Genomic DNA, 19,739 nt, shown 5'->3' with positions numbered 1-19,739 from the left:
AGCAAGGTACGACCGCCGCGGCACCGCTCCAATGGGGGAAACCCCCGGATCGTACCGGGGGTTATCTCTACCCCAGGCCCGAATGCGAACCGCCCCCGCGACCACAGCCGGTCGCGGGGGCGGATCGATGCCTGCTACAGGTACTGCCCGGTGTTGGTCGCGGTGTCGATCGACCGGCCCGGCTCGGTGCCCTGCTTGCCGGAGATGAGCGTCCGGATGTAGACGATCCGCTCGCCCTTCTTGCCGGAGATCCGGGCCCAGTCGTCCGGGTTCGTGGTGTTCGGCAGGTCCTCGTTCTCCTTGAACTCGTCCACGCAGGCCTGCAGCAGGTGCTGCACCCGCAGACCCTTCTGGTTCTCGTCCAGGAACGCCTTGATCGCCATCTTCTTCGCCCGGTCGACGATGTTCTGGATCATCGCGCCCGAGTTGAAGTCCTTGAAGTACAGGACCTCCTTGTCACCGTTCGCGTACGTGACCTCGAGGAACCGGTTCTCGTCGGCCTCGGTGTACATCCGCTCGACGGTGCGCTGGATCATCCCGTCCACGCAGGCCTGCTTGTCGCCGCCGAACTCGCTCAGGTCGTCGGTGTGCAGCGGCAGTCCGGCGGTCAGGTACTTCGAGAAGATGTCCCGGGCCGCCTCGGCGTCCGGGCGCTCGATCTTGATCTTCACGTCCAGCCGGCCGGGCCGCAGGATCGCCGGGTCGATCATGTCCTCACGGTTCGAGGCACCGATCACGAGGACGTTCTCCAGGCCCTCGACACCGTCGATCTCGCTGAGCAGCTGCGGGACGATGGTGTTCTCGACGTCGGAGGAGACACCGGAACCGCGGGTGCGGAACAGCGAGTCCATCTCGTCGAAGAACACGATCACCGGCATCCCCTCGGACGCCTTCTCGCGGGCCCGCTGGAAGACCAGGCGGATGTGCCGCTCGGTCTCACCGACGTACTTGTTCAGCAGCTCGGGGCCCTTGATGTTCAGGAAGAACGACTTCTGCTCGGCGACCCCGGTGCGCTCGGCGACCTTCTTGGCCAGCGAGTTCGCCACCGCCTTCGCGATCAGCGTCTTGCCGCAGCCGGGCGGGCCGTACAGCAGCACGCCCTTCGGCGGCTTGAGCTCGTGCTCCAGGAACAGGTCCTTGTGCAGGTACGGCAGCTCGACCGCGTCCCGAATCTGCTCGATCTGGCCGGTCAGGCCGCCGATCTGGGTGTAGTCGATGTCCGGGACCTCTTCGAGCACCAGCTCCTCGACCTCGGACTTCGGGATCTTCTCGTAGACATACCCGGAGCGGGGCTCCAGCAGCAGCGAGTCGCCCGACCGCAGCGGTACGTCGAGCAGCGGCGACGCGAGCCGCACCACCCGTTCCTCGTCCGCCTGCGCGATCACCAGCGCCCGCTCGCCGTCGGCGAGCAGCTCCTTCAGCATCACCACGTCGCCGACGACCTCGAACTCACAGGCCTCGACCACGTTGAGGGCTTCGTTCAGCATCAGTTCCTGGCCGAGCCGGAGCTCGTCCAGGTCCACCGACGGGCTCGCCGCGACCCGGAGTTTCCGGCCGCCGGTGAACACGTCGAGCGTGTCGTCTTCGTTCCGTCCGAGGAAGGTGCCGAACCCGGACGGCGGTTGCGCCAGCCGGTCGACTTCCTCCTTCAGGGCGATGATCTTCTCTCGCGCCTCCCGCAGCGTGTCGGCCAGCCGCTCGTTCTGAGCGGTGACACTCGCCAAGGAGGCCTGGGTTTCGGACAGCCTGCTCTCGAGCGACCGGCTGTCTGCCGGGTGCTCGAGCAGCCGACGTCGCAACGCCGCGACCTCGGCCTCCAGGTACCGGACCTGGTTACGCAGTTCTGCCGCGGTAGGACTCTCGTCTCCAGCCACGATCATCACCTCACCATGTGGGGCTCGACCCTATGGACCTTACCCAGAAAACCTCGCCGGGCAAGCTGAATCCCATCACGTGTCGGTTGCGGATGAGCAGGTTGCCTACGGCATGTCGCCGGAAGTTCGCGTCGGCTGTTCCGCCGATGCTTCGGTACCCGGCTCCGCGCGTCGCGGGCCGGCGTAGTCGTCGCCGTACGCGCCCGGTGCCGGACGGCGCTTCTTCCGCGGCGCCTGGACGCCGTGAGCCATCCTCCGGGCGGTCACGAGGAACGCCGTGTGCCCCTGCATCCGGTGGCCTGGACGTACGGCGAGACCCTCTACATGCCAGTCTCGCACGAGCGACTCCCACGCGCGCGGCTCGGTGAACTCGCCGTGCGCCCGGAGCGTCTCCACGACCCGGCTCAGCTGCGTCGTGGTGGCGACGTACGCGCAGAACACGCCGCCGGGCGACAGTGCCTCGGCGACGACGTCCACGCACTCCCAGGGGGCGAGCATGTCCAGTACGACGCGGTCCACGTCCTGCTCGTTCAGCTTCTCGACCAGGTCGCCGACCTCGAGCCGCCACGCCGGGTGCTCACCGCCGAAGAAGCCGGTGACGTTCTTCCGCGCGACCTCGGCGAAGTCCTCGCGGCGCTCGAAGGAGATGACCTGCCCGTGGATGCCGACCGCGCGCAGCAGGGCCGTCGTCAGCGCGCCGGAGCCGGCGCCCGCCTCGACCACCTTCGCGCCCGGGAAGATGTCGGCCATCGTGACGATCTGCGCGGTGTCCTTCGGGTAGATCACCGCGGCGCCGCGCGGCATCGACACCGAGTAGTCGGCCATCAGCGGGCGCAGCGCCAGGTACTCGACGTTGCCCTTGGAGCGGATCGTGACCGCGTCCGGGCCGTCGATCAGGTCGTCGTGCTCGATCCCGCCCTTGGTGGTGTGGAAGACCTTGCCGCGCTCCAGCCTCACCGAGTGCCGGCGGCCCTTCGAGTCCTGCAGGGTGATCCACTCGCCCTCCTGTAGCGGTCCGTGATGGACGCCGGAGAACGCCTGGTCGGGAAAGTCGCGCAAGTCAGCCATAAGGCGCTCACCTTAACTTTCGGTCACAGGAACCCTGTAATCAGCGGCCCCGGAACGCCCTCTCCACGTCCGACGTCGCGAGGACGCCGTACACGCCGCCGGCCGCGTCCAGGACCAGGTACTCCGACGCCGGGTGCTCACGCAGTGTGGCGAGGATCTCCTCTCCGGTGTCGTTCACGCCGATGATGTGGCCCGCGCCGATCCGGGTGGAAACCTCGCTGACCGTGGTCCAGGGGCGCTGGTTCGGTGCGACCGCCGAGACCGCGGACTCCGACACCAGCGCGTGCGGCTTGCCGTCGCCGTCGATCACCACGACCGCGCCGGCCTGGGCCTCGCCGGCGATCCGGACGGCCTCCGAGATCGGCGTACCGGAATGTACGGCGACGGCGCGCCGGGCCAGCGTCCGCACCTGCAGCGCCGGGAGCTTGCGCCGCAGCCGCGCCTGCATCAACGACGCGGTCGAGCCCGACCAGAGGAAGAACCCGATCAGCAGCGCGATCACGAAGTCGATGATCGACGGCTGCCAGCCCCAGATCTGCTCGGCGATCACCGGTCCGGCCAGCACCAGGATCGCCAGCGCCCGGCCGGCCCAGGCGGCGGCCACGGTGCCGGTGTGCATGTTGCCGGTGAGCTTCCAGACGATTGCCCGCAGCACCCAGCCGCCGTCGAGCGGCAGGCCGGGCAGCAGGTTCGTGACGCCGACGATCAGGTTCGCGATGCCGAGCTCCCAGAGCGCGACGTACCCGACGCCCTCGTCGAACGCGCGGGAGGCGAAGTACGCCAGCCCGCCGACGATCAGCGACGCGACCGGGCCGACGACCGAGACCGCGAACTCCTCGAGCGGCGACTTCCGCTCGCCCTCGATGTGCGTACCGGCCGCGAAGAAGCCGAGGTTGATCTCGGTGACCCCGATCCCGAACCGCATCGCCATCAGCGCGTGCGCGAGCTCGTGCACCAGGATCGAGAACGTGAACGCCACCACGAACGCGAACGCGGCGACGTACCGCCAGCCGCCGAGCGACGGGAACTGCTGGCCGATGATGGTCGCGAAGCCGAGCGCCAGCAGCATCGCCACCGGCAGCCAGGTGAACCGCATCGTCAGCCGGATCCCGCGGACACGACCGAGCACCCACGTTCCGGGCGGCGGTGGGCCGGCCGGCTGGGCGGGGTTGTCGGGGTCGCGCGAGTCAGCCATCAGGGCAACGCTACTTGGCGGCCGGTAACTGCGTGCTACGGCCCTGGTTTTCCACAGGCCGGGGTGGGGTGCGCGCGAAGTGTCGGTGGTTGTGCCTAGGGTTTGGGGCATGAGCGTCGCAGCAGCTGAGGCCGATCCGCATCCGCGCGGTGCCCTGTCGCCGTCCCGGGCCGCGGACTTCATGAGTTGCCCGCTCAAGTACCGGTTCCGGGTGGTCGACCGGTTGCCCGAGAAGCCGTCGCCGGCGGCGGTCCGCGGGACTGTCGTGCACGCCGTGCTGGAGCGGTTGTTCGACCTGCCGCGCGGTCAGCGGACGCTCGAGCAGGCCGCGACGATGCTCGAGCCGCAGTGGCAGCGGCTGCTGGAGGAGGAGCCGGAGGTCGGCGAGCTGTTCGCGGAGGACGCGGACGGCGAGGAGCTGGCCAAGTGGCTCGCCGAGGCGCACCAACTGCTCGGCAAGTACTTCACCCTCGAGGACCCGAACGCACTGGAGCCCGCCGAGCGGGAGCTGTACGTCGAGACCGCGCTGGACTCCGGCCTCGTGCTCCGCGGGTACGTCGACCGGCTCGACGTCGCGCCGACAGGTGAGATCCGGGTGGTCGACTACAAGACCGGCCGTTCGCCGTCGGAGTTCTTCGAGGCGAAGGCGCTGTTCCAGATGAAGTTCTACGCGCTGGTGCTGTGGAAGTTGCGCGGCGTGGTCCCCTCGATGCTGCAGCTGGTGTATCTCGGCAACGGCGAGATCGTCCGGTACGTCCCCGACGAGGCCGACCTGCGCGCCTGCGAGCGGAAGGTGTCCGCGCTCTGGGTCGCGATCACCCGAGCGCTCGACTCCGGCGACTGGCGCCCGAGCCCCGGCCCGCTCTGCGACTGGTGCGACCACAAGCCGATCTGCCCCGCCTGGGGCGGCACACCGCCGCCCCTCCCGACCCGCTCGGTCGAGGAGGTCGCGGTCGAGTCCGCCGGCATCGATCTGATCACCGTCGACGGCTAGGGCGTGTTTCCCGATCCCACGCCGTTGCGAGCAGGTGCTCGGCGGAGTGCCTCGGCGCGCCGGCGCGGAGGGTTCGATGTGGTTTCATCGTGCGCTTCGCGCCGGCGAGGCGAGGTGCCCGCCGGAGTGCCGCGCAGTAGGCGTGGGGTCGGGAAACACGCCCTAGCACCGGGCTCAGGCCCGGGGAGGAACCCTGGGTGGATACGGTTCGTCGCATGAGTGTGGGCGATCTGGCAGTCCAGGCGATCGAGGTCTGGAAGCGGTACGGCGACGGTTCGACGCAGGTGGACGCACTGGCAGGCGTCAGCGCGGAGTTCGGCAAAGGCCGGTTCACCGCGATCATGGGCCCGTCCGGCTCCGGGAAGTCCACCCTGCTGCACTGCCTCGCCGGCCTCGACAAGCCGTCCGACGGCAAGGTCCTGCTCGGCGACGTCGACCTGACCACGCTCCCCGAGAAGCAGCTCACACACCTCCGCCGGGACCGGATCGGGTTCGTGTTCCAGGCGTTCAACCTGGTCCCGACCCTGTCCGCGCTGGAGAACATCACGCTCCCCCTCGACCTGGCCGGCCGCAAACCCGACCAGGACTGGCTGGCCACGGTCGTCGACACGATCGGCCTCGGCGACCGCCTCAGCCACCGCCCGTCCGAGCTCTCCGGCGGCCAGCAGCAACGCGTCGCCTGCGCCCGTGCCCTGGTCTCCCGCCCCGACGTCGTGTTCGCCGACGAACCCACCGGCAACCTCGACTCCCGCTCCTCCGGCGACGTCCTCGCCTTCCTGCACCGCTCCGTCCGCGACTTCCACCAGACCGTCGTCATGGTCACCCACGACCCGACGGCCGCGTCGTACGCCGACCGCGTCCTGTTCCTCGCCGACGGCGAACTCCAGTCCGAGCTCCTCGACCCGACCGCCGAATCCGTCCTGGACCGCATGAAGGAACTCGACCCCGCCACCGAACCGGCCAACTGATGTTCAAACTAGGCCTCCGCTCCGTCCTCGCCCACCGCCTCCGCTTCGTCCTCTGCACCATCGCCGTCACCCTGGGCGTCGCCTTCGCGGCAGGCGCGATGGTCTTCACCGACACCTTGTCCACTGCGCTGAAGAAGAACTTCGAGGTCAGCACGGCGGACATCACCGTCACGCCGTCGTCGCCGATCGCGGCGGGCACCGACCGGCCGCCCACGTTCCAGTCGTCGGTCGCCGACCAGATCAGGACCGTGCCGGGAGTCGCCGACGCGGTACCGCAGCTCCTGGTCAGCGACGTACAGATACTCGGTCCGGACGGGAAGCTGATCGAGAACTACGGCCTCACGAGCTTCGGCGCATCGTGGCCGCAGGACCCGCGCAGCGCACCGTTCAAGCCGCTCAGCGGCACCGCCCCGGCGGGTACCGGACAGCTCGCCCTCGACGAGTCGACCGCGTCCCGCGCCGGGTACCACGTCGGCGACCAGGTACGGGTCGTCACGCCCGCGCGGTCGCTCACCGCGACACTGACCGCACTCACCACGCCGGCTGCGGCGGGTGTGGCGGCCGGGGCACCACTTGTGAGCTTCGACGGCGCAAGCGCCCAGCTCCTGCTCCTCGGGCAGCCCGGCTGGACGTCGATCTCGGTGTCGCTCAAGCCCGACGCGAACCAGAACGCCGTACAGCAGGCGATCGCCAAGACGGTCGGCAGTTCGGTCAACGTACGGACCGCGCAGCAGGTCACCGCCGAGGGGCAGAACGACCTTGACAACACGTTCGGCGGATTCAGCACAGTACTGGCACTGTTCGCCGGGCTGGCGCTGTTCGTCGGCACGTTCCTGATCGTCAACACGTTCGCGATGGTCGTGGCGCAGCGTTCGCGGGAGCTGGCGATGCTGCGCGCGATCGGCGCGTCCCGGGGCCAGGTGACCAGGACGATCTTCCTCGAGAGCGCCGTTGTCGGTTTCGCCGGGTCGACGATCGGGCTGCTGCTCGGGATCGGCTTCGCCGGCGCGATCCGGTATGCGTACCAGCTCCTGGAGCTCAGGATTCCGTCCGCCGCGCTGCAGGTGAGCGCGGCCACGATCATCACCTGCTACGTGCTCGGCATCGGCGTCACTGTCGCCGCCGCGGCTCCGGCCGCCCGGCGCGCCGGCAAGCTGCCGCCGCTCGCCGCGATGCGCGACGACGTCGGCGTGCCCGAGCGGTCGTTGCTGACCCGGGTCGCGATCGGCGCCTTCATGCTGCTGATGGCGGGGCTGCTCTACGGCACCGCAATGAGTCTCGGCGGCCTGCCCGGCACGGTGCTCGTGGTCCTGGGCGGCGGGATCGCAGTTCTTGCTGTCGTGATGCTCAGTCCGCTGATCAGCCGGTACATCGTCCGCGCGCTGATGTACCCGTTCGGCCGCGGCGCAGCCGTCACCCTGGGCCGCCGGAATGCCGAGCGGAATCCCCGCCGTACGTCGGCCACCGCGTCCGCGCTGATGATCTCCGTGTCACTGATCGCCGGGCTGCTGGTGATCGCGGCGTCCGCGAAGGCGTCGATCAATCAGAATATTGCCGACGCACTCGGCACGTCGGGCATCGTCGTCACCAATGACGACACGCCCGCATTCAGCTCCCAGGTCGGCGACCGGGCTTCGAAGGTGCCGGGGGTGGCGGCCGTGCATCGGGTCCGGCAGCAGCCGGCGCAGGTCGGCAGCTCGACCGTAGAGGTCAGCGGCGTCAGCGCCGGAACGCTCGACGGGCCGATCAGCACAACCTTCGACGCCGGCTCGGCGGCGGTCCTCGACGCCGGACAGGCCGTCCTTCCCCGGAACCTTGCCAAGACGCTGCAGCTCACGATTGGCAAGACCTTCGAGCTGAAGACCACCACCGGCACACACCGCCTCACCGTCGGCGGCATCCTCGCCCCGAACAGGCTGCTGAACGCGGTCGTGCTGTCGCTTCCGGCGTACCAGAAGATCGGCGGCGCCGGCACCGACAACCTGCTCTACATCGACGTTGCCCAGGGCAACGCGGTAGCACAGGTCCGTGCCGGGATCCTCGGCGAGTTGAGCAAGGATTACCCGACGCTGGAGGTTCGTGACCAGCAGGCGTACGCCGCGGCCGCTCGCGTACCGGTGAACGGCGTACTCGCCGGCGTCGGATTCCTGCTCGCGATGGCGATCCTCATCTCTCTGCTCGGCATCGTGAACACCCTCGCCCTCGGTGTGGTCGAGCGGACGCGCGAGATCGGGCTGTTGCGTGCGATCGGGACAGACCGACGCCAGCTCGGCCGGATGCTGCAGGCGGAGTCGATCGCGATCACCCTGCTCGGCTCGCTGCTGGGACTGGTGATCGGTGTTGTCGTGGCGGCCTCGATTCAGTCGACGTTGGTGGACAACGGGCTGGCCGTGCGGGACATCCCGGTGCTGCAGTTGGTCGTTGCGGTGCTGGTTGCGGTTGGGTTCGGGGTGCTGGCGGCGGTGTGGCCGGCTCGGCGGGCGGCTCGGTTGGATGTGTTGCGGGCGATCGCGTCCGAGTGAGACGCGCTCTGAGGTGGAGCCAGACCAGTGATTCACAGGTAGCCTGCCGGTGTGCCGGGCACCGTGCAGTCGATCGAGCGGGCCGCGGCGGTGCTGCGACTGCTCGCCGCCGCGCCTGAGGGGCTGGGGGTGGCGGATCTCGCGAACGCGCTCGGGCTGGCGAAGCCGACGGTGCACGGGATTCTGCGGACGTTGCATCAGGTCGGATTCGTCGACCAGGACCGGAGTGGGGCGCACTACCACCTCAGTGACGCGTTCGGGCGGCTGGGTGAGAGTTACCTGGATCCGAACGAGCTGCGCAGCCGGGCGATCAACTGGGCGGACTCGCTGGCGTCGCGCAGCGGTGAGGTGGTGCGGGTCGGGCGGCTCGTGGAGGGGAAGGTGGAGGTCGTCCACCACGTGTTCCGGCCGGACGACAGCGACCAGGACCTGGACGTCGGTACGACGTTGCCGCCGCATGCGACCGCGCTGGGCAAGGCGGTGCTCGCGTACGACACGAGCGGTGCGGCGCGGCCGCGGGCGCTGGAGGCGTTCACCACGCGGACGATCACCGACCCGGGTCGCCTGGGCGAGGAACTGGCGGGGGTGCGGGCGCGCGGGTGGGCGACCGAGTTCGAGGAGCACACCGTCGAGCTGGCGAGTATCGCGGCCCCGATCCGCGGGCTCGGCGGCCTGGTCGTCGGCGCCGTCGGCCTCACCGGCCGAATCGAACGAATCTGCGACAGCCGCCTCCGCCACCGCGAAGACCTCATCACCATGGTCCGAGCCACCGCCGAAGCCATCGCCCGAGACCTCCGAGACGACGCATGACACCCCGCCGCCCCACCACCACACCCCGCCCCACGACGCACCCCCTCCACCACCACACCCGGCGCCACCGCGCACCCCTCACCACCACACTCCGCCGCACCACGCACCCCTCCATCACCGCACCCCGGCCCCAGCGGGCACACCGCCCCACCACGCCCCGGCCCCAGCGGGCACACCGCCCCACCACGCCCCGGCCCACCACGCACCGCTCCATCACCACACCCCGCCCCAGCGCGCACCGCACGCCATCGGAACTCGGCGCAGCGCGCATCGCCGCGGTGGAGGGCTTGGCCGCAGCACGGGCTGCTGCGGCGCGCGGGTTTGGCGGGGCCCCAGGCCATCACAATGTGTTGGAGTGGCGTGCGCTACGCGGGTGGGTGTCGTGGTTGGGTGGGGTTTGGTGGCCTGGGGGTCCGTGGGTGAGGGGGACTGATGGCTGAGCAGTATGTGGCGGCGGTGGATCAGGGGACGAACTCGAGTCGGTGCATCCTGTTCGATCGGCGGGGGCGGTTGGTGTCGGTGGCGCAGCGGGAGCATCGGCAGTTGTTCCCGCGGCCGGGGTGGGTGGAGCACGACGCGGAGGAGATCTGGCGGAACGTGAGCCGGGTGGTGCCGGCGGCGATCCGGCAGATCGGGGCCGATCCGTCGCAGGTCGTTGCCATCGGCATCACCAATCAGCGGGAGACGAGCCTGCTCTGGGACCGCGCCACGGGCCGGCCGATCGGGCATGCGGTGGTCTGGCAGGACACCCGGACCGACCGGCTGGTCACCGAGCTCGCGGGCGACGCCGGCCCGGACCGGTTCGCGGATCGCTGCGGGCTGCCGTTGACGACGTACTTCTCGGCGCCGCGGATCCGCTGGATGCTCGACCACACGCCCGGTCTGCGGCAGCGGGCCGAGCGCGGCGAGATCCTGTTCGGCACCATGGAGACCTGGCTGATCTGGAACTTCACGAACGGCCTGCACGTCACCGACGTCACCAACGCCAGCCGGACGATGCTGATGAACATCGAAACGCTTGATTGGGACGACGAACTGCTCGCGGCGTTCGACGTACCGCGGGCGATCCTGCCGGAGATCCGCCCGTCGTCGGGCGTGTTCGCGACCGCGACCGAGGTGCTCCCGGGGGTCCGGATCGGCGCCGCGCTGGGCGATCAGCAGGCGGCGCTGTTCGGGCAGACGTGCTTCAGCCCGGGCGAGGCGAAGTGCACGTACGGGACCGGGTCGTTCCTGTTGATGAACACCGGGCAGGAGATCGTCCGGTCCAAGCACGGGATGCTGACGACGGTCGCGTACCAGATCGGCGACCACGCCGCGTCGTACGCGCTCGAAGGGTCGATGGCGGTCACCGGGTCGCTGGTCCAGTGGTTCCGCGACGGGCTCGGGATGATCCACACCGCGGCCGAGATCGAGACGCTGGCGCGGACCGTCGACGACAACGGCGGCGCGTACATCGTGCCGGCGTTCTCGGGGTTGTTCGCACCGCACTGGCGCAGTGAGGCCCGCGGGGTGATCGCCGGGCTGACCGGGTACATCACCAAGGGTCACCTCGCCCGGGCGGTGCTGGAAGCCACCGGGTTCCAGACGCTCGAGGTGGTGGACGCGATGAACGCGGACTCCGGGATCGCGCTGACCGCGCTGAAGGTCGACGGCGGGATGACGGCGAACAACCTGCTGATGCAGTTCCTCGCCGACCTGCTGGACGTCCGCGTGGTCCGGCCGATGGTCACCGAGACGGTGTCGCTGGGCGCCGCGTACGCCGCCGGCCTCGCGGTCGGGTACTGGCCGGACCTCGAAGGCCTCCGCAGCAACTGGCACCGGGCCGGCCAGTGGATGCCGCACATGGACCCGGCCCGCCGCGCCACCGAGTACGCGAACTGGCAGGCCGCCGTCCAGCGCACCTTCAACTGGATTCGCCCCGAGGACCAGGAGCTTTAGCGAACGTGTCACACAGGGCGACACTGACTCGTCTCTGTCTGAGTTCGCCACACACGGCGGACGCAGACCGCGAAGGAGATCAGTCGTGAAAAGATTGGCGTTCGCCCTCGTCACCGGCGTCGGACTCGTTGCAGCCACGCAGGTCGCGTTCATCCCGGTAGCAAGTGCGTCGTCCGCGGGGCCCACTGTCCTCGCGGGGATCGGAAGCAAGTACACGGGGGTCACTCTCTGGCGATCAACCCCGAGCCACACCCCGAACAAGAACTATCGGGCCTGCGTGTCGATCTCCGGCTACAAGGAGATCCACGGCGGCGGCTGGAACGTCTCTCTGCGCTACAGCTCGAGTCACATCGCCTTCTTCACCAGCCGCAACTATCACGGCAACACCAGGTCGTACTGCACACCGTGGATGACTCAGAGCAAGTCGTCGGTGTACGTCAGAGTGACGGCGCGCCACAACAGCTACATCGGAGTGGCCAAGGTCTGGCAGTACTGGAACTGATCACGCACGGGCAGAGGGCTCCGGATCTCACCGGAGCCCTCCGATCCGGCGGGCTCAGGCGGGCGAGACGATGTCCGGGGCCTCGAGGCGGACCTTATCGGCGGATTCGTCGTCGGGCTGGTCCTGGGAGTCGCGTTCGGACTGGACGCGCTTCAGGTAGAAGGCGACCTCGCGTTCGATGGTCTGCTCGTCCCAGCCGAGGACCGGGGCGATCAGCCGGGCGGCGGCCTCGGCCGCGGCGACGCCGCGGTCCCAGGCCTCGATCGAGATCCGGGTACGGCGGGCCAGTACGTCGTCGAGGTGCCGGGCGCCTTCGGCCTTGGCGCCGTACACGATCTCGGCCTTCAGGTAGTCCTGGGTGCCGGGCAACTGCTCGCCCAGCGACGGATCCTCGGCGACCAGTTCGAGTACTTCGTCGACGAGGGCGCCGTACCGGTTGAGCAGGTGCTCGATCCGGGCCACGTGCAGCCCCGAGCGCTGCGCGATCAGCTGGCGCTGGTTCCACAGCGCCTGGTACCCGTCGGCGCCGACCAGCGGGATGTTCTTCGTGACGCTCCGCGGCACCCGCCCGTCGAGCGCGTCGGCGACCGCGTCGATGGCGTCCTTCGCCATCACCCGGTACGTCGTGTACTTGCCGCCGGCAACCACCACGAGACCGGGGGCGCTGTGCGCGACGACGTGCTCGCGGGACAGCTTCGACGTACTCTCCGACTCCCCCGCCAGCAGCGGCCGCAGCCCGGCGTACACGCCCTCGACGTCCTCCCGGGTCAGCGGCGTCGTCAGTACGGCGTTCACGTGGTCGAGCAGGTACTCGATGTCCTTACTCGTCGCCGCCGGATGCGCCTTGTCCAGCCGCCAGTCGGTGTCCGTCGTACCGATCAGCCAGTGCCGGCCCCACGGGATGATGAACAGCACGGACTTCTCGGTCCGCAGGATCATCCCGGTGCTGGACTGGATCCGGTCCTTCGGTACGACGAGGTGGATGCCCTTGGACGCGCGCACGTGGTACTGCCCGCGCTCCCCCACCATCGCCTGGGTGTCGTCGGTCCACACCCCGGTCGCGTTCACGACCTGCTTCGCGCGGACCTCGAACTCCCGTCCGCTCTCCAGGTCCTTCGCCTGGACACCGGTGACCCGCTCGCCCTGCCGGAGGAACCCGGTGACCTTCACCCGGTTCGCGACCAGCGCGCCGTACGACGCCGCCGTACGGGCGAGCTCCATCGTGTGCCGCGCGTCGTCGACCTGCGCGTCGTAGTACTGCAGCGCGCCGACCAGGGCGGACTTCTTCAGCGACGGGACCAGCCGCATCGCCCCGCGCCGGGTCAGGTGCCGGTGGATCGGCAGCCCGGCGCCGAGGCCCGAGCTGACCGCCATCCCGTCGTACAGCGCGACGCCGGCGCCGGCGTAGAACCGCTCCCACCAGCGGTGCTGGAGCGGGTACAGGAACGGCACCGGCTTCACCAGGTGCGGTGCGATCCGCTGCAGGAGCAGCCCGCGCTCCTGCAGCGCCTCGTGCACGAGCCGGAAGTCGAGCATCTCCAGGTAGCGCAGGCCGCCGTGGATCAGCTTGCTGGACCTGCTGGAGGTGCCGCTCGCGAAGTCGCGGGCCTCCAGCAGTCCGGTGGTCAGGCCGCGGGTGGCGGCGTCGAGCGCCGATCCGGTGCCGACCACCCCGCCACCGATCACCAGGACGTCCAGTTCGCGTCCGTCCGCCAGCGCGTCGATCGCGTCGGCCCTTGCTTGCGGTGACAGAGCCACTACAGCCACAGTTGTCGTTCCTTCCTGATCAGTCGACGTCGACCCAGTCAAGCGTGCGCTGGACGGCCTTCTGCCATCCGGCGTACCCCTGAGCGCGCTGCTCGTCGGTCCATTGCGGCTCCCACCGCTTGTCCTCGTTCCAGTTCTGGACCAGCTCGTCCTTGTTCTTCCAGAAGCCCACGGCGAGCCCGGCCGCGTACGCCGCCCCGAGCGCGGTGGTCTCCGCGACGACCGGCTTGCTCACCGGTACGCCGAGGACGTCGGCCTGCATCTGCATGGCCAGCTCGTTCGCCGTCACGCCGCCGTCCACCTTCAGGACGTCCAGCTTCACGCCGGAGTCCTTCTCCATCGCGTCCGAGACGTCCTTGCTCTGGTAGCAGATCGCTTCCAGTGTCGCGCGCGCCAGGTGGGCGTTGGTGTTGAACCGGGACAGCCCGACGATCGCACCGCGGGCGTCGGACCGCCAGTACGGCGCGAACAGGCCGGAGAACGCGGGGACGAAGTACACGCCGCCGTTGTCCTCGACCTGCTTGGCCAGCGTCTCGATCTCCGCGGCACCGGAGATGATGCCGAGCTGGTCGCGCAGCCACTGCACCGCGGACCCGGTCACCGCGATCGAGCCCTCCAGCGCGTACACCGGGGCCTCGTCGCCGAACTTGTAACACATCGTGCTGAGCAGGCCGGCCTTCGAGCGGACCAGCTCGGTACCGGTGTTCAGCAGCATGAAGTTGCCGGTGCCGTAGGTGTTCTTCGCTTCACCAGGGTTGAAGCACACCTGCCCGACGGTCGCCGCCTGCTGGTCGCCGAGGTCGCCGGTGAGCGGCACGACGCCGCCGAGCGGACCGTTCGCCAGCGTCTCGCCGTACTTGTTCGGGTCCGACGACGGCCGGATCTCGGGCAGCATCGAGCGCGGGATGTTGAAGAAGCTGATCAGCTCGTCGTCCCAGTCGAGCGTCTCGAGGTTCATCAGCATGGTCCGGCTGGCGTTGGTGACGTCGGTGATGTGTACGCCGCCCTCGGTGCCGCCGGTCAGGTTCCACAGCAGCCAGGTGTCGGTGTTGCCGAAGACCGCGTCCCCCGCCTCGGCAGCCTCGCGGACGCCGTCGACGTTCTCCAGGATCCACTGCACCTTGCCGGCCGAGAAGTACGTCGCCGGCGGCAGACCGGCCTTCTGCCGGATCACGTCGCCCTTGCCCTCGCGCTCCAGCGCGGAGGCGATCCGGTCGGTCCGGGTGTCCTGCCAGACGATCGCGTTGTAGTACGGTCGGCCGGTCTTGCGGTTCCACACCACCGCGGTCTCGCGCTGGTTGGTGATGCCGAGCGCCGCCAGGTCGCTGGCCTGCAGGCCCTTGGCGTTCATCGCGGTCCGGATCACCGCGCTGGTGCGTTCCCAGATCTCCACCGGGTTGTGCTCGACCCAGCCGGCCTGCGGCAGGATCTGCTCGTGCTCCAGCTGGTGGATGCCCACCTCGTTGCCGGAGTGGTCGAAGATCATGAAGCGGGTGCTCGTGGTGCCCTGGTCGACGGCACCGACGAAGTCAGCCATGGAAAGTCCTTTCCTCACACAAACACAGGGGATACATCATGCGGTCGTGTCCTCCTCAGGGATGCGCCCCGGTTCCTCGTCCTCGTCCGCGATCGGCAGGAAGCGGCCGACCAGCTGGTCGTAGATCAGCGCGCCGAGCAGCGCGCCCAGGATCGGCGCCACTATCGGTACCCAGAAGTAGACCTCGCCGAACTGGTCCTTGAACGCCCCGCCGTACCCGGTGATGAAGGACGCCAGCCGCGGGCCGAAGTCACGGGCCGGGTTGATCGCGTAGCCGGCGTTCGTACCCCACGCCATGCCGATGCCGACCACGACCAGACCAACGATGAACGGCGTCAGGTTCGCGGCCGGGGCGGTGTTGCGCAGGTCGGTGATGGCGAGGATCAGCAGCATCAGGATCGCCGTACCGATGATCTGGTCGCGGAAGCCGCCCCACAGATGTACGCCGATGTCCGCGCCGTTGCCGGGCAGCGTCGAGAACACGATCTGGCTCTTCCGGGTCAGGCCCGGGTCGAACTTATTCAGGGCCTCGGTGTAGTTCCAGCGGACCACCAGCGCCGCCGCGAACGCCCCGAGGAACTGCGCCAGCGCGTACGGCGCCACCTTCCGCCAGCTGAACCCGCGGAACGCCGCCAGCGCGATCGTGACCGCCGGATTGAGGTGCGCGCCGGTCATCCGGCCCGCAACGTAGATCCCCAGCGTGACGCCCAGCCCCCAGGCCCACGCGATCGAGTCGTGGTTGCCGATCCCGCCGGCCACCACCTGTGCCACCACGCCGACACCGAACAGGATCAGGATGAACGTGCCCAGGAACTCGGCGGAACACTCCCCCAGAAGGGTCTTCGCCTTGACCGTCTCGGTCGTAGCCATACCGAACCTCCCTTCCTCGCCGTGACGACCACGGCTGGCTGGAATGTAAGAGCGAACTCCGCGCGGAACAACGCCCTCCGTTCGACATTGTCGAACGGAGGGCGTTGGAGCACAGGTTGCGACACTCGGTGATCGATTGATCACTCCAGCGTGGCCATCAGGCTGTCACCGAGAGCGATACGGTTAGCTCTCCGCGTCCGCCCGCTCGAGGAAGCGCCGCCTGTGCCACTGTCGCCGTACACCTTCCAAGGTGCCATCGACCTGCTCGATCCCGACCGTCGGACCCGGTCCGTGCTCGACAAGGTCTTCGGTACCGCCTTGTTTGCCGGCACCGCCACCGCCGCAGCGACGGGCGGCCCGATCGCCGGCATGACCGCAGCCGCCTGGCTGGCTCTCGCCGACCCGAAGAACGAGGCGGTCAGCCTGCTGACACCGCTCGTCAGCAAGGTCACGCAACTCCTCCGCGACACCAAGACTGCCGACCAGCTCCAGCTGATCGCGGCTGCCCACACCGTGACTGTCGTCTCCTCGTTCTTCGACTCGGTGTCCGCGGTTCTCGGTGAGGCATATCGCCAGCTCGAGCTCACCGATGCGGAGAAGAACCGTCTGATCGCCGAGGCGCCCGCGGAGCCCGACCGGCTGCTCGACGTTGCTGTGCCGCTCTCGTCGCCGCGCCTCGGACTCGACGAGAACATCGACCAGCATCTCCGGCCGTACTACCAACGCCTCTCGACCCGCTGCCGCGACTTCTTCACCGGACTCGAGGCCTGGGGCCGGATCACCACGCCGAGCGGCTGGCCGAGCACGATCGTCGACCACTCGGTCGGCCTGTACCGCAGCCGGATGCTCGAGCTCGCACCGTCCGAGCCGTTCGCACTTTGGCTCACGCTCAACGAGATCGCCGCAACCCGCCACGAAGCCAGGAGGCTGGCCGAGGCACAAACGACCGCGCTCGGCGACCTCCAGGAACTGCTGTCGGTCGCCGTCACCGGCACCCAGGTCCCAGGCAACACCTATCGCCGGCAACTGACGCGTGTAGCACAGGAAGTGCTGGACGAGCCGTTGCTCCGCTCCCGGCTGCAAACAGTCGCATCGCCAACGGTCCGTGACGGGTTTGTCGAGCCGGCTTTTCGGCACGCTGTCGCGGAGGAACGCTCGCGCCCCACCGACGAGGACTGGTGGTCCGAGCAGCCGGAGTACTCATCGCTCGTCGACTTCCTCGCGGGCTACCTCGCGAGTCCGAGCGGCACCTTGCTGCCGCTGCTGCTGCTCGGACACCCTGGCGCCGGGAAGTCGCTGCTGACCGAGGTACTAGCGGCTCAGCTGCCCGCCGAGTCGTTCGTGGTTGTCCGGATTCCACTGCGTTCGGTCAATCCCGATGACGATCTGCCCACACAGATCGACAAGGAGCTGCGCCGGGTCCTGCAACGTCCAGGCGCCGACCTGGACAGTCTCCGCGAGGAATGCGCTCCGTGCGCGGGATGCCGGCTGGACGACGTCCCTTGCACGCACCAAAGCCGACTGGTCGTGCTTCTCGACGGGTTCGACGAGCTGATCCAGGCCACCGGAATGTCACAGTCGGCGTACCTGACGAAGATCGCAACGTTCATGAAGCGCGAGCGGACGCTCCATCGCCCGACGGCGGTTGTCGTCACCTCACGCACCGTGGTGGCCGATCGCGCCGAGATTCCCCCAGGTACGCGGATGATCAAGCTGCTCGAGTTCGACACCCCGCGAATCGAAGCTTGGCTGACCGCCTGGAACGCCGCCCACGCCGCCGTGCCGGACTTCGCGCCGCTCGACGTCGCGGCGCTGACCGCATCCCAAGAAGTCGCCGACCTGGCACGCCAGCCGTTGCTCCTGCTGATGCTCGCGGTGTATCTCGCCGAGCTGGGCACCGGCACACTCGGCCCCACGGAGCTGACCCAGAGTGAGCTGTACGAGCGCATCCTCGACAGGTTCATCAGCAGGCAGGTCACCGAGAAGGCCGCGCCGGGACAAGACGCGGACGAGCAGGGACTACTGCGGCGTCAGCAACGACGGCGGCTGCAATACGCGGCCTTCGGGATGTTCAACCGCGGCCGTCAGCACATCAGCGATGCCGAGCTCGACGCGGATCTCGCGGCGCTGGAGCCGACCTCCGACGCGGCTCCACGGGGACAGGCGCTGAGCGCTGCCGACAGGGTCCTCGGCGAGTTCATGTTCGTCCACAACGCGAGGGCCGATCGGGAACAACTCAACGCGTACGAGTTCCTGCATGCCACATTCGGCGAGTTCCTGGTCGCGGAGCTCGTTGTGCAGTTACTGACCCAGCTGATGCGGCACCGCGAACTCGAAGCAGCGCTTCCCCACCCCGGCGGCCTGGACGACCAACTCCTCCGACGGCTGCTGAGCCATCAGCCCCTCAGCACCCGCCAGCCGATCCTGGACTTCGTCTGCGAACTCGGACGGCGCCTGCCGGAGGAGCAGCAGGCAGCCCTTTTCGCCACTACCGCCGATCTTCTGCAGCGCGAGTTGACCAGACCCGACCTCGGAGACCATCTCTACACGCCCGTTCCGTACGACCCCGTCCGCCACCGTGCGTGCTACACCGCGAACCTCACCCTGCTGCGCGTCGATCTGGACTATGCGCCGGTTCCGGTGAAGAGCCTCGTCGGTCCACTGGCGCATGAGAGGTGGCGGCCTCTGGTGCATCTGTGGCGCGCCGGCATGGATGTCGCGGCCTGGTTCACCGTGATGGAGACCCTCGGGGTCGACGGTTTCGACGAGCCACGGCCCTGGTGGGAGCAGTGCCTGTGCCTGCGACGTTCGGGGACGAGTGATCCGGCCGTCAACGAGGCGGAACTCCTCGGAGATCGTGGTCTGCAAGTCGCGCTGATGATCGGAGGCGTCGGCACACACGCCGTGACCGAGCCATGGCGAGAAGCCGACCTGCTGGCGATGACAAGAATCGCGATCATTCACTTCGGCAGCGCGGGGACACCACATTTCGCACGCATGCTGCCCTACGACAACGGGTGGTACGCCCAGCTTCTCGAGGCACTGTCGGGTCAGAGGACGATCAACGGGAACGTCAAGCGGGCGATCGTCATGCTGCTCTCACGGGCAGCTCCGCACCTTCCGCGCCGGGAGATCGCGGCCCTGCTGGCACATGCGTTCCCACCGCCGACAACGACCGGCTACGAAGTCGAGCTGGCGGCGATCACTGTATGTCACCCCGCCCTGCTCGACGAGGTGCCTGGGCTCCGCGAGCACCTCTACGCAGTGGATCCGGAAATCGCGCCGACCGTCGTCGCCCTCTTCTGGCGTGCCGAGCAGAACGCGTCCGGCGGCGAGCGAGAAGCCCTGCAGCGCATCCGGCTCGACCTGGACCGTCAGCTGGCGGACGGTGAGCTGGTCGCGTGCGCCCACACCTACTTCACTCCTGAGTTCCTCACCTACCTGCGGGTCGAGCGACCAGCTCACTGGACATCTCAGCACGCCGTCCCCCGGATCCTCGACGAGCTCGACGATCCGGCGCTCGAGAGCATCGCACCGGAGGATGCGCTCTACGTTGCCACCACCTGGAGGCAGAACGACGGCGGCTTCCTCGAGAGCTACCTGGGCAGCCGAGGCGTACGAACGGAGGGCGGAGACGACCAACTCGCGGCACTACGGGAGTACGCGAAGCTGAGCAAACGCTGAGTGGGCCCGG

13 protein-coding genes are annotated in these 19,739 nt (G+C 68.8%); 7 read left to right on the top strand and 6 right to left on the bottom strand.

All coding sequences use genetic code 11. The annotated features are described in order from the left end of the window. Window positions 1-134: 134 nt before the first annotated feature. The 3 genes from arc to ACQHIV_RS08640 form a co-directional block, all read right to left on the bottom strand. Window positions 135-1,880 carry a proteasome ATPase gene (gene arc / locus ACQHIV_RS08650; RefSeq protein WP_427892951.1) on the bottom strand — a complete coding sequence of 582 codons (1,746 nt, stop codon included), beginning with the start codon at window positions 1,878-1,880 and terminating at the stop codon, window positions 135-137. A gap of 99 nt (window positions 1,881-1,979) precedes the next feature. Continuing rightward, window positions 1,980-2,942 (bottom strand): tRNA (adenine-N1)-methyltransferase, encoded by a 963-nt coding sequence (locus ACQHIV_RS08645; RefSeq protein ID WP_427892950.1) that lies wholly within the window; start codon window positions 2,940-2,942, stop codon window positions 1,980-1,982. A gap of 40 nt (window positions 2,943-2,982) precedes the next feature. Beyond that, a complete protein-coding gene (locus tag ACQHIV_RS08640; protein ID WP_427892949.1) occupies window positions 2,983-4,137 on the bottom strand; it encodes a M50 family metallopeptidase in 1,155 nt (384 codons plus the stop codon). A 109-nt stretch (window positions 4,138-4,246) separates the two neighbouring features. Between ACQHIV_RS08640 and ACQHIV_RS08635 the strand changes: the two genes are divergently transcribed. From ACQHIV_RS08635 to ACQHIV_RS08610, 6 genes are all read left to right on the top strand, one after another. Further along, window positions 4,247-5,131 carry a RecB family exonuclease gene (locus tag ACQHIV_RS08635; protein WP_427892948.1) on the top strand — a complete coding sequence of 295 codons (885 nt, stop codon included), beginning with the start codon at window positions 4,247-4,249 and terminating at the stop codon, window positions 5,129-5,131. A gap of 215 nt (window positions 5,132-5,346) precedes the next feature. Then, on the top strand, window positions 5,347-6,099 hold the full coding sequence (locus ACQHIV_RS08630; protein WP_427892947.1) for an ABC transporter ATP-binding protein: 753 nt from the start codon (window positions 5,347-5,349) through the stop codon (window positions 6,097-6,099). Beyond that, a complete protein-coding gene (locus ACQHIV_RS08625) occupies window positions 6,099-8,621 on the top strand; it encodes an ABC transporter permease (protein WP_427892946.1) in 2,523 nt (840 codons plus the stop codon). Before ACQHIV_RS08630 ends, ACQHIV_RS08625 begins: the two co-directional genes overlap by 1 nt. Before the next feature lie 51 nt (window positions 8,622-8,672). Then, a complete protein-coding gene (locus tag ACQHIV_RS08620) occupies window positions 8,673-9,431 on the top strand; it encodes an IclR family transcriptional regulator (protein ID WP_427892945.1) in 759 nt (252 codons plus the stop codon). Window positions 9,432-9,863: 432 nt separating this feature from the next. Continuing rightward, entirely contained in the window at window positions 9,864-11,369 is a 1,506-nt protein-coding gene (gene glpK / locus ACQHIV_RS08615; RefSeq protein WP_427892944.1) for a glycerol kinase GlpK, read from the top strand. Window positions 11,370-11,454: 85 nt separating this feature from the next. Continuing rightward, a complete protein-coding gene (locus ACQHIV_RS08610; RefSeq protein ID WP_427892943.1) occupies window positions 11,455-11,871 on the top strand; it encodes a hypothetical protein in 417 nt (138 codons plus the stop codon). Between the two features lie 54 nt (window positions 11,872-11,925). Here the strand turns inward: ACQHIV_RS08610 and ACQHIV_RS08605 are convergent, their stop codons facing one another. From ACQHIV_RS08605 to ACQHIV_RS08595, 3 genes are read right to left on the bottom strand one after another with little or no spacing between them, the layout of a single operon-like run. Beyond that, window positions 11,926-13,638, bottom strand: coding sequence for a glycerol-3-phosphate dehydrogenase/oxidase (locus tag ACQHIV_RS08605; RefSeq protein ID WP_427892942.1), 1,713 nt, complete (start codon window positions 13,636-13,638; stop codon window positions 11,926-11,928). A 19-nt stretch (window positions 13,639-13,657) separates the two neighbouring features. After that, window positions 13,658-15,175 (bottom strand): glycerol kinase GlpK, encoded by a 1,518-nt coding sequence (gene glpK / locus ACQHIV_RS08600; protein ID WP_427892941.1) that lies wholly within the window; start codon window positions 15,173-15,175, stop codon window positions 13,658-13,660. Window positions 15,176-15,211: 36 nt separating this feature from the next. Beyond that, window positions 15,212-16,045 (bottom strand): MIP/aquaporin family protein, encoded by an 834-nt coding sequence (locus ACQHIV_RS08595; protein WP_380193123.1) that lies wholly within the window; start codon window positions 16,043-16,045, stop codon window positions 15,212-15,214. A 150-nt stretch (window positions 16,046-16,195) separates the two neighbouring features. Between ACQHIV_RS08595 and ACQHIV_RS08590 the strand changes: the two genes are divergently transcribed. Further along, the gene (locus ACQHIV_RS08590) at window positions 16,196-19,729 is read left to right on the top strand and encodes an NACHT domain-containing protein (RefSeq protein ID WP_427892940.1); all 3,534 of its coding nucleotides are present in this window, start codon (window positions 16,196-16,198) and stop codon (window positions 19,727-19,729) included. The last annotated feature ends 10 nt before the right edge of the window (window positions 19,730-19,739 follow it).

Source organism: Kribbella polygonati (assembly GCF_050320105.1).
In the GTDB taxonomy this organism is placed as follows: Bacteria; Actinomycetota; Actinomycetes; order Propionibacteriales; family Kribbellaceae; genus Kribbella.
The sequence above is the reverse complement of the archived record's forward strand: the minus strand, read 5'-3'. Positions and strand labels throughout refer to the sequence as shown.

Coding starts and splice junctions, on each gene's coding strand:
- ACQHIV_RS08630 (WP_427892947.1), top strand. CDS start 5,347: ATGAGTGTGGGCGATCTGGCAGTCCAGGCGATCGAGGTCTGGAAGCGG.
- arc (WP_427892951.1), bottom strand. CDS start 1,880: ATGATCGTGGCTGGAGACGAGAGTCCTACCGCGGCAGAACTGCGTAAC.
- glpK (WP_427892944.1), top strand. CDS start 9,864: ATGGCTGAGCAGTATGTGGCGGCGGTGGATCAGGGGACGAACTCGAGT.
- ACQHIV_RS08625 (WP_427892946.1), top strand. CDS start 6,099: ATGTTCAAACTAGGCCTCCGCTCCGTCCTCGCCCACCGCCTCCGCTTC.
- ACQHIV_RS08645 (WP_427892950.1), bottom strand. CDS start 2,942: ATGGCTGACTTGCGCGACTTTCCCGACCAGGCGTTCTCCGGCGTCCAT.
- glpK (WP_427892941.1), bottom strand. CDS start 15,175: ATGGCTGACTTCGTCGGTGCCGTCGACCAGGGCACCACGAGCACCCGC.
- ACQHIV_RS08595 (WP_380193123.1), bottom strand. CDS start 16,045: ATGGCTACGACCGAGACGGTCAAGGCGAAGACCCTTCTGGGGGAGTGT.
- ACQHIV_RS08635 (WP_427892948.1), top strand. CDS start 4,247: ATGAGCGTCGCAGCAGCTGAGGCCGATCCGCATCCGCGCGGTGCCCTG.
- ACQHIV_RS08640 (WP_427892949.1), bottom strand. CDS start 4,137: ATGGCTGACTCGCGCGACCCCGACAACCCCGCCCAGCCGGCCGGCCCA.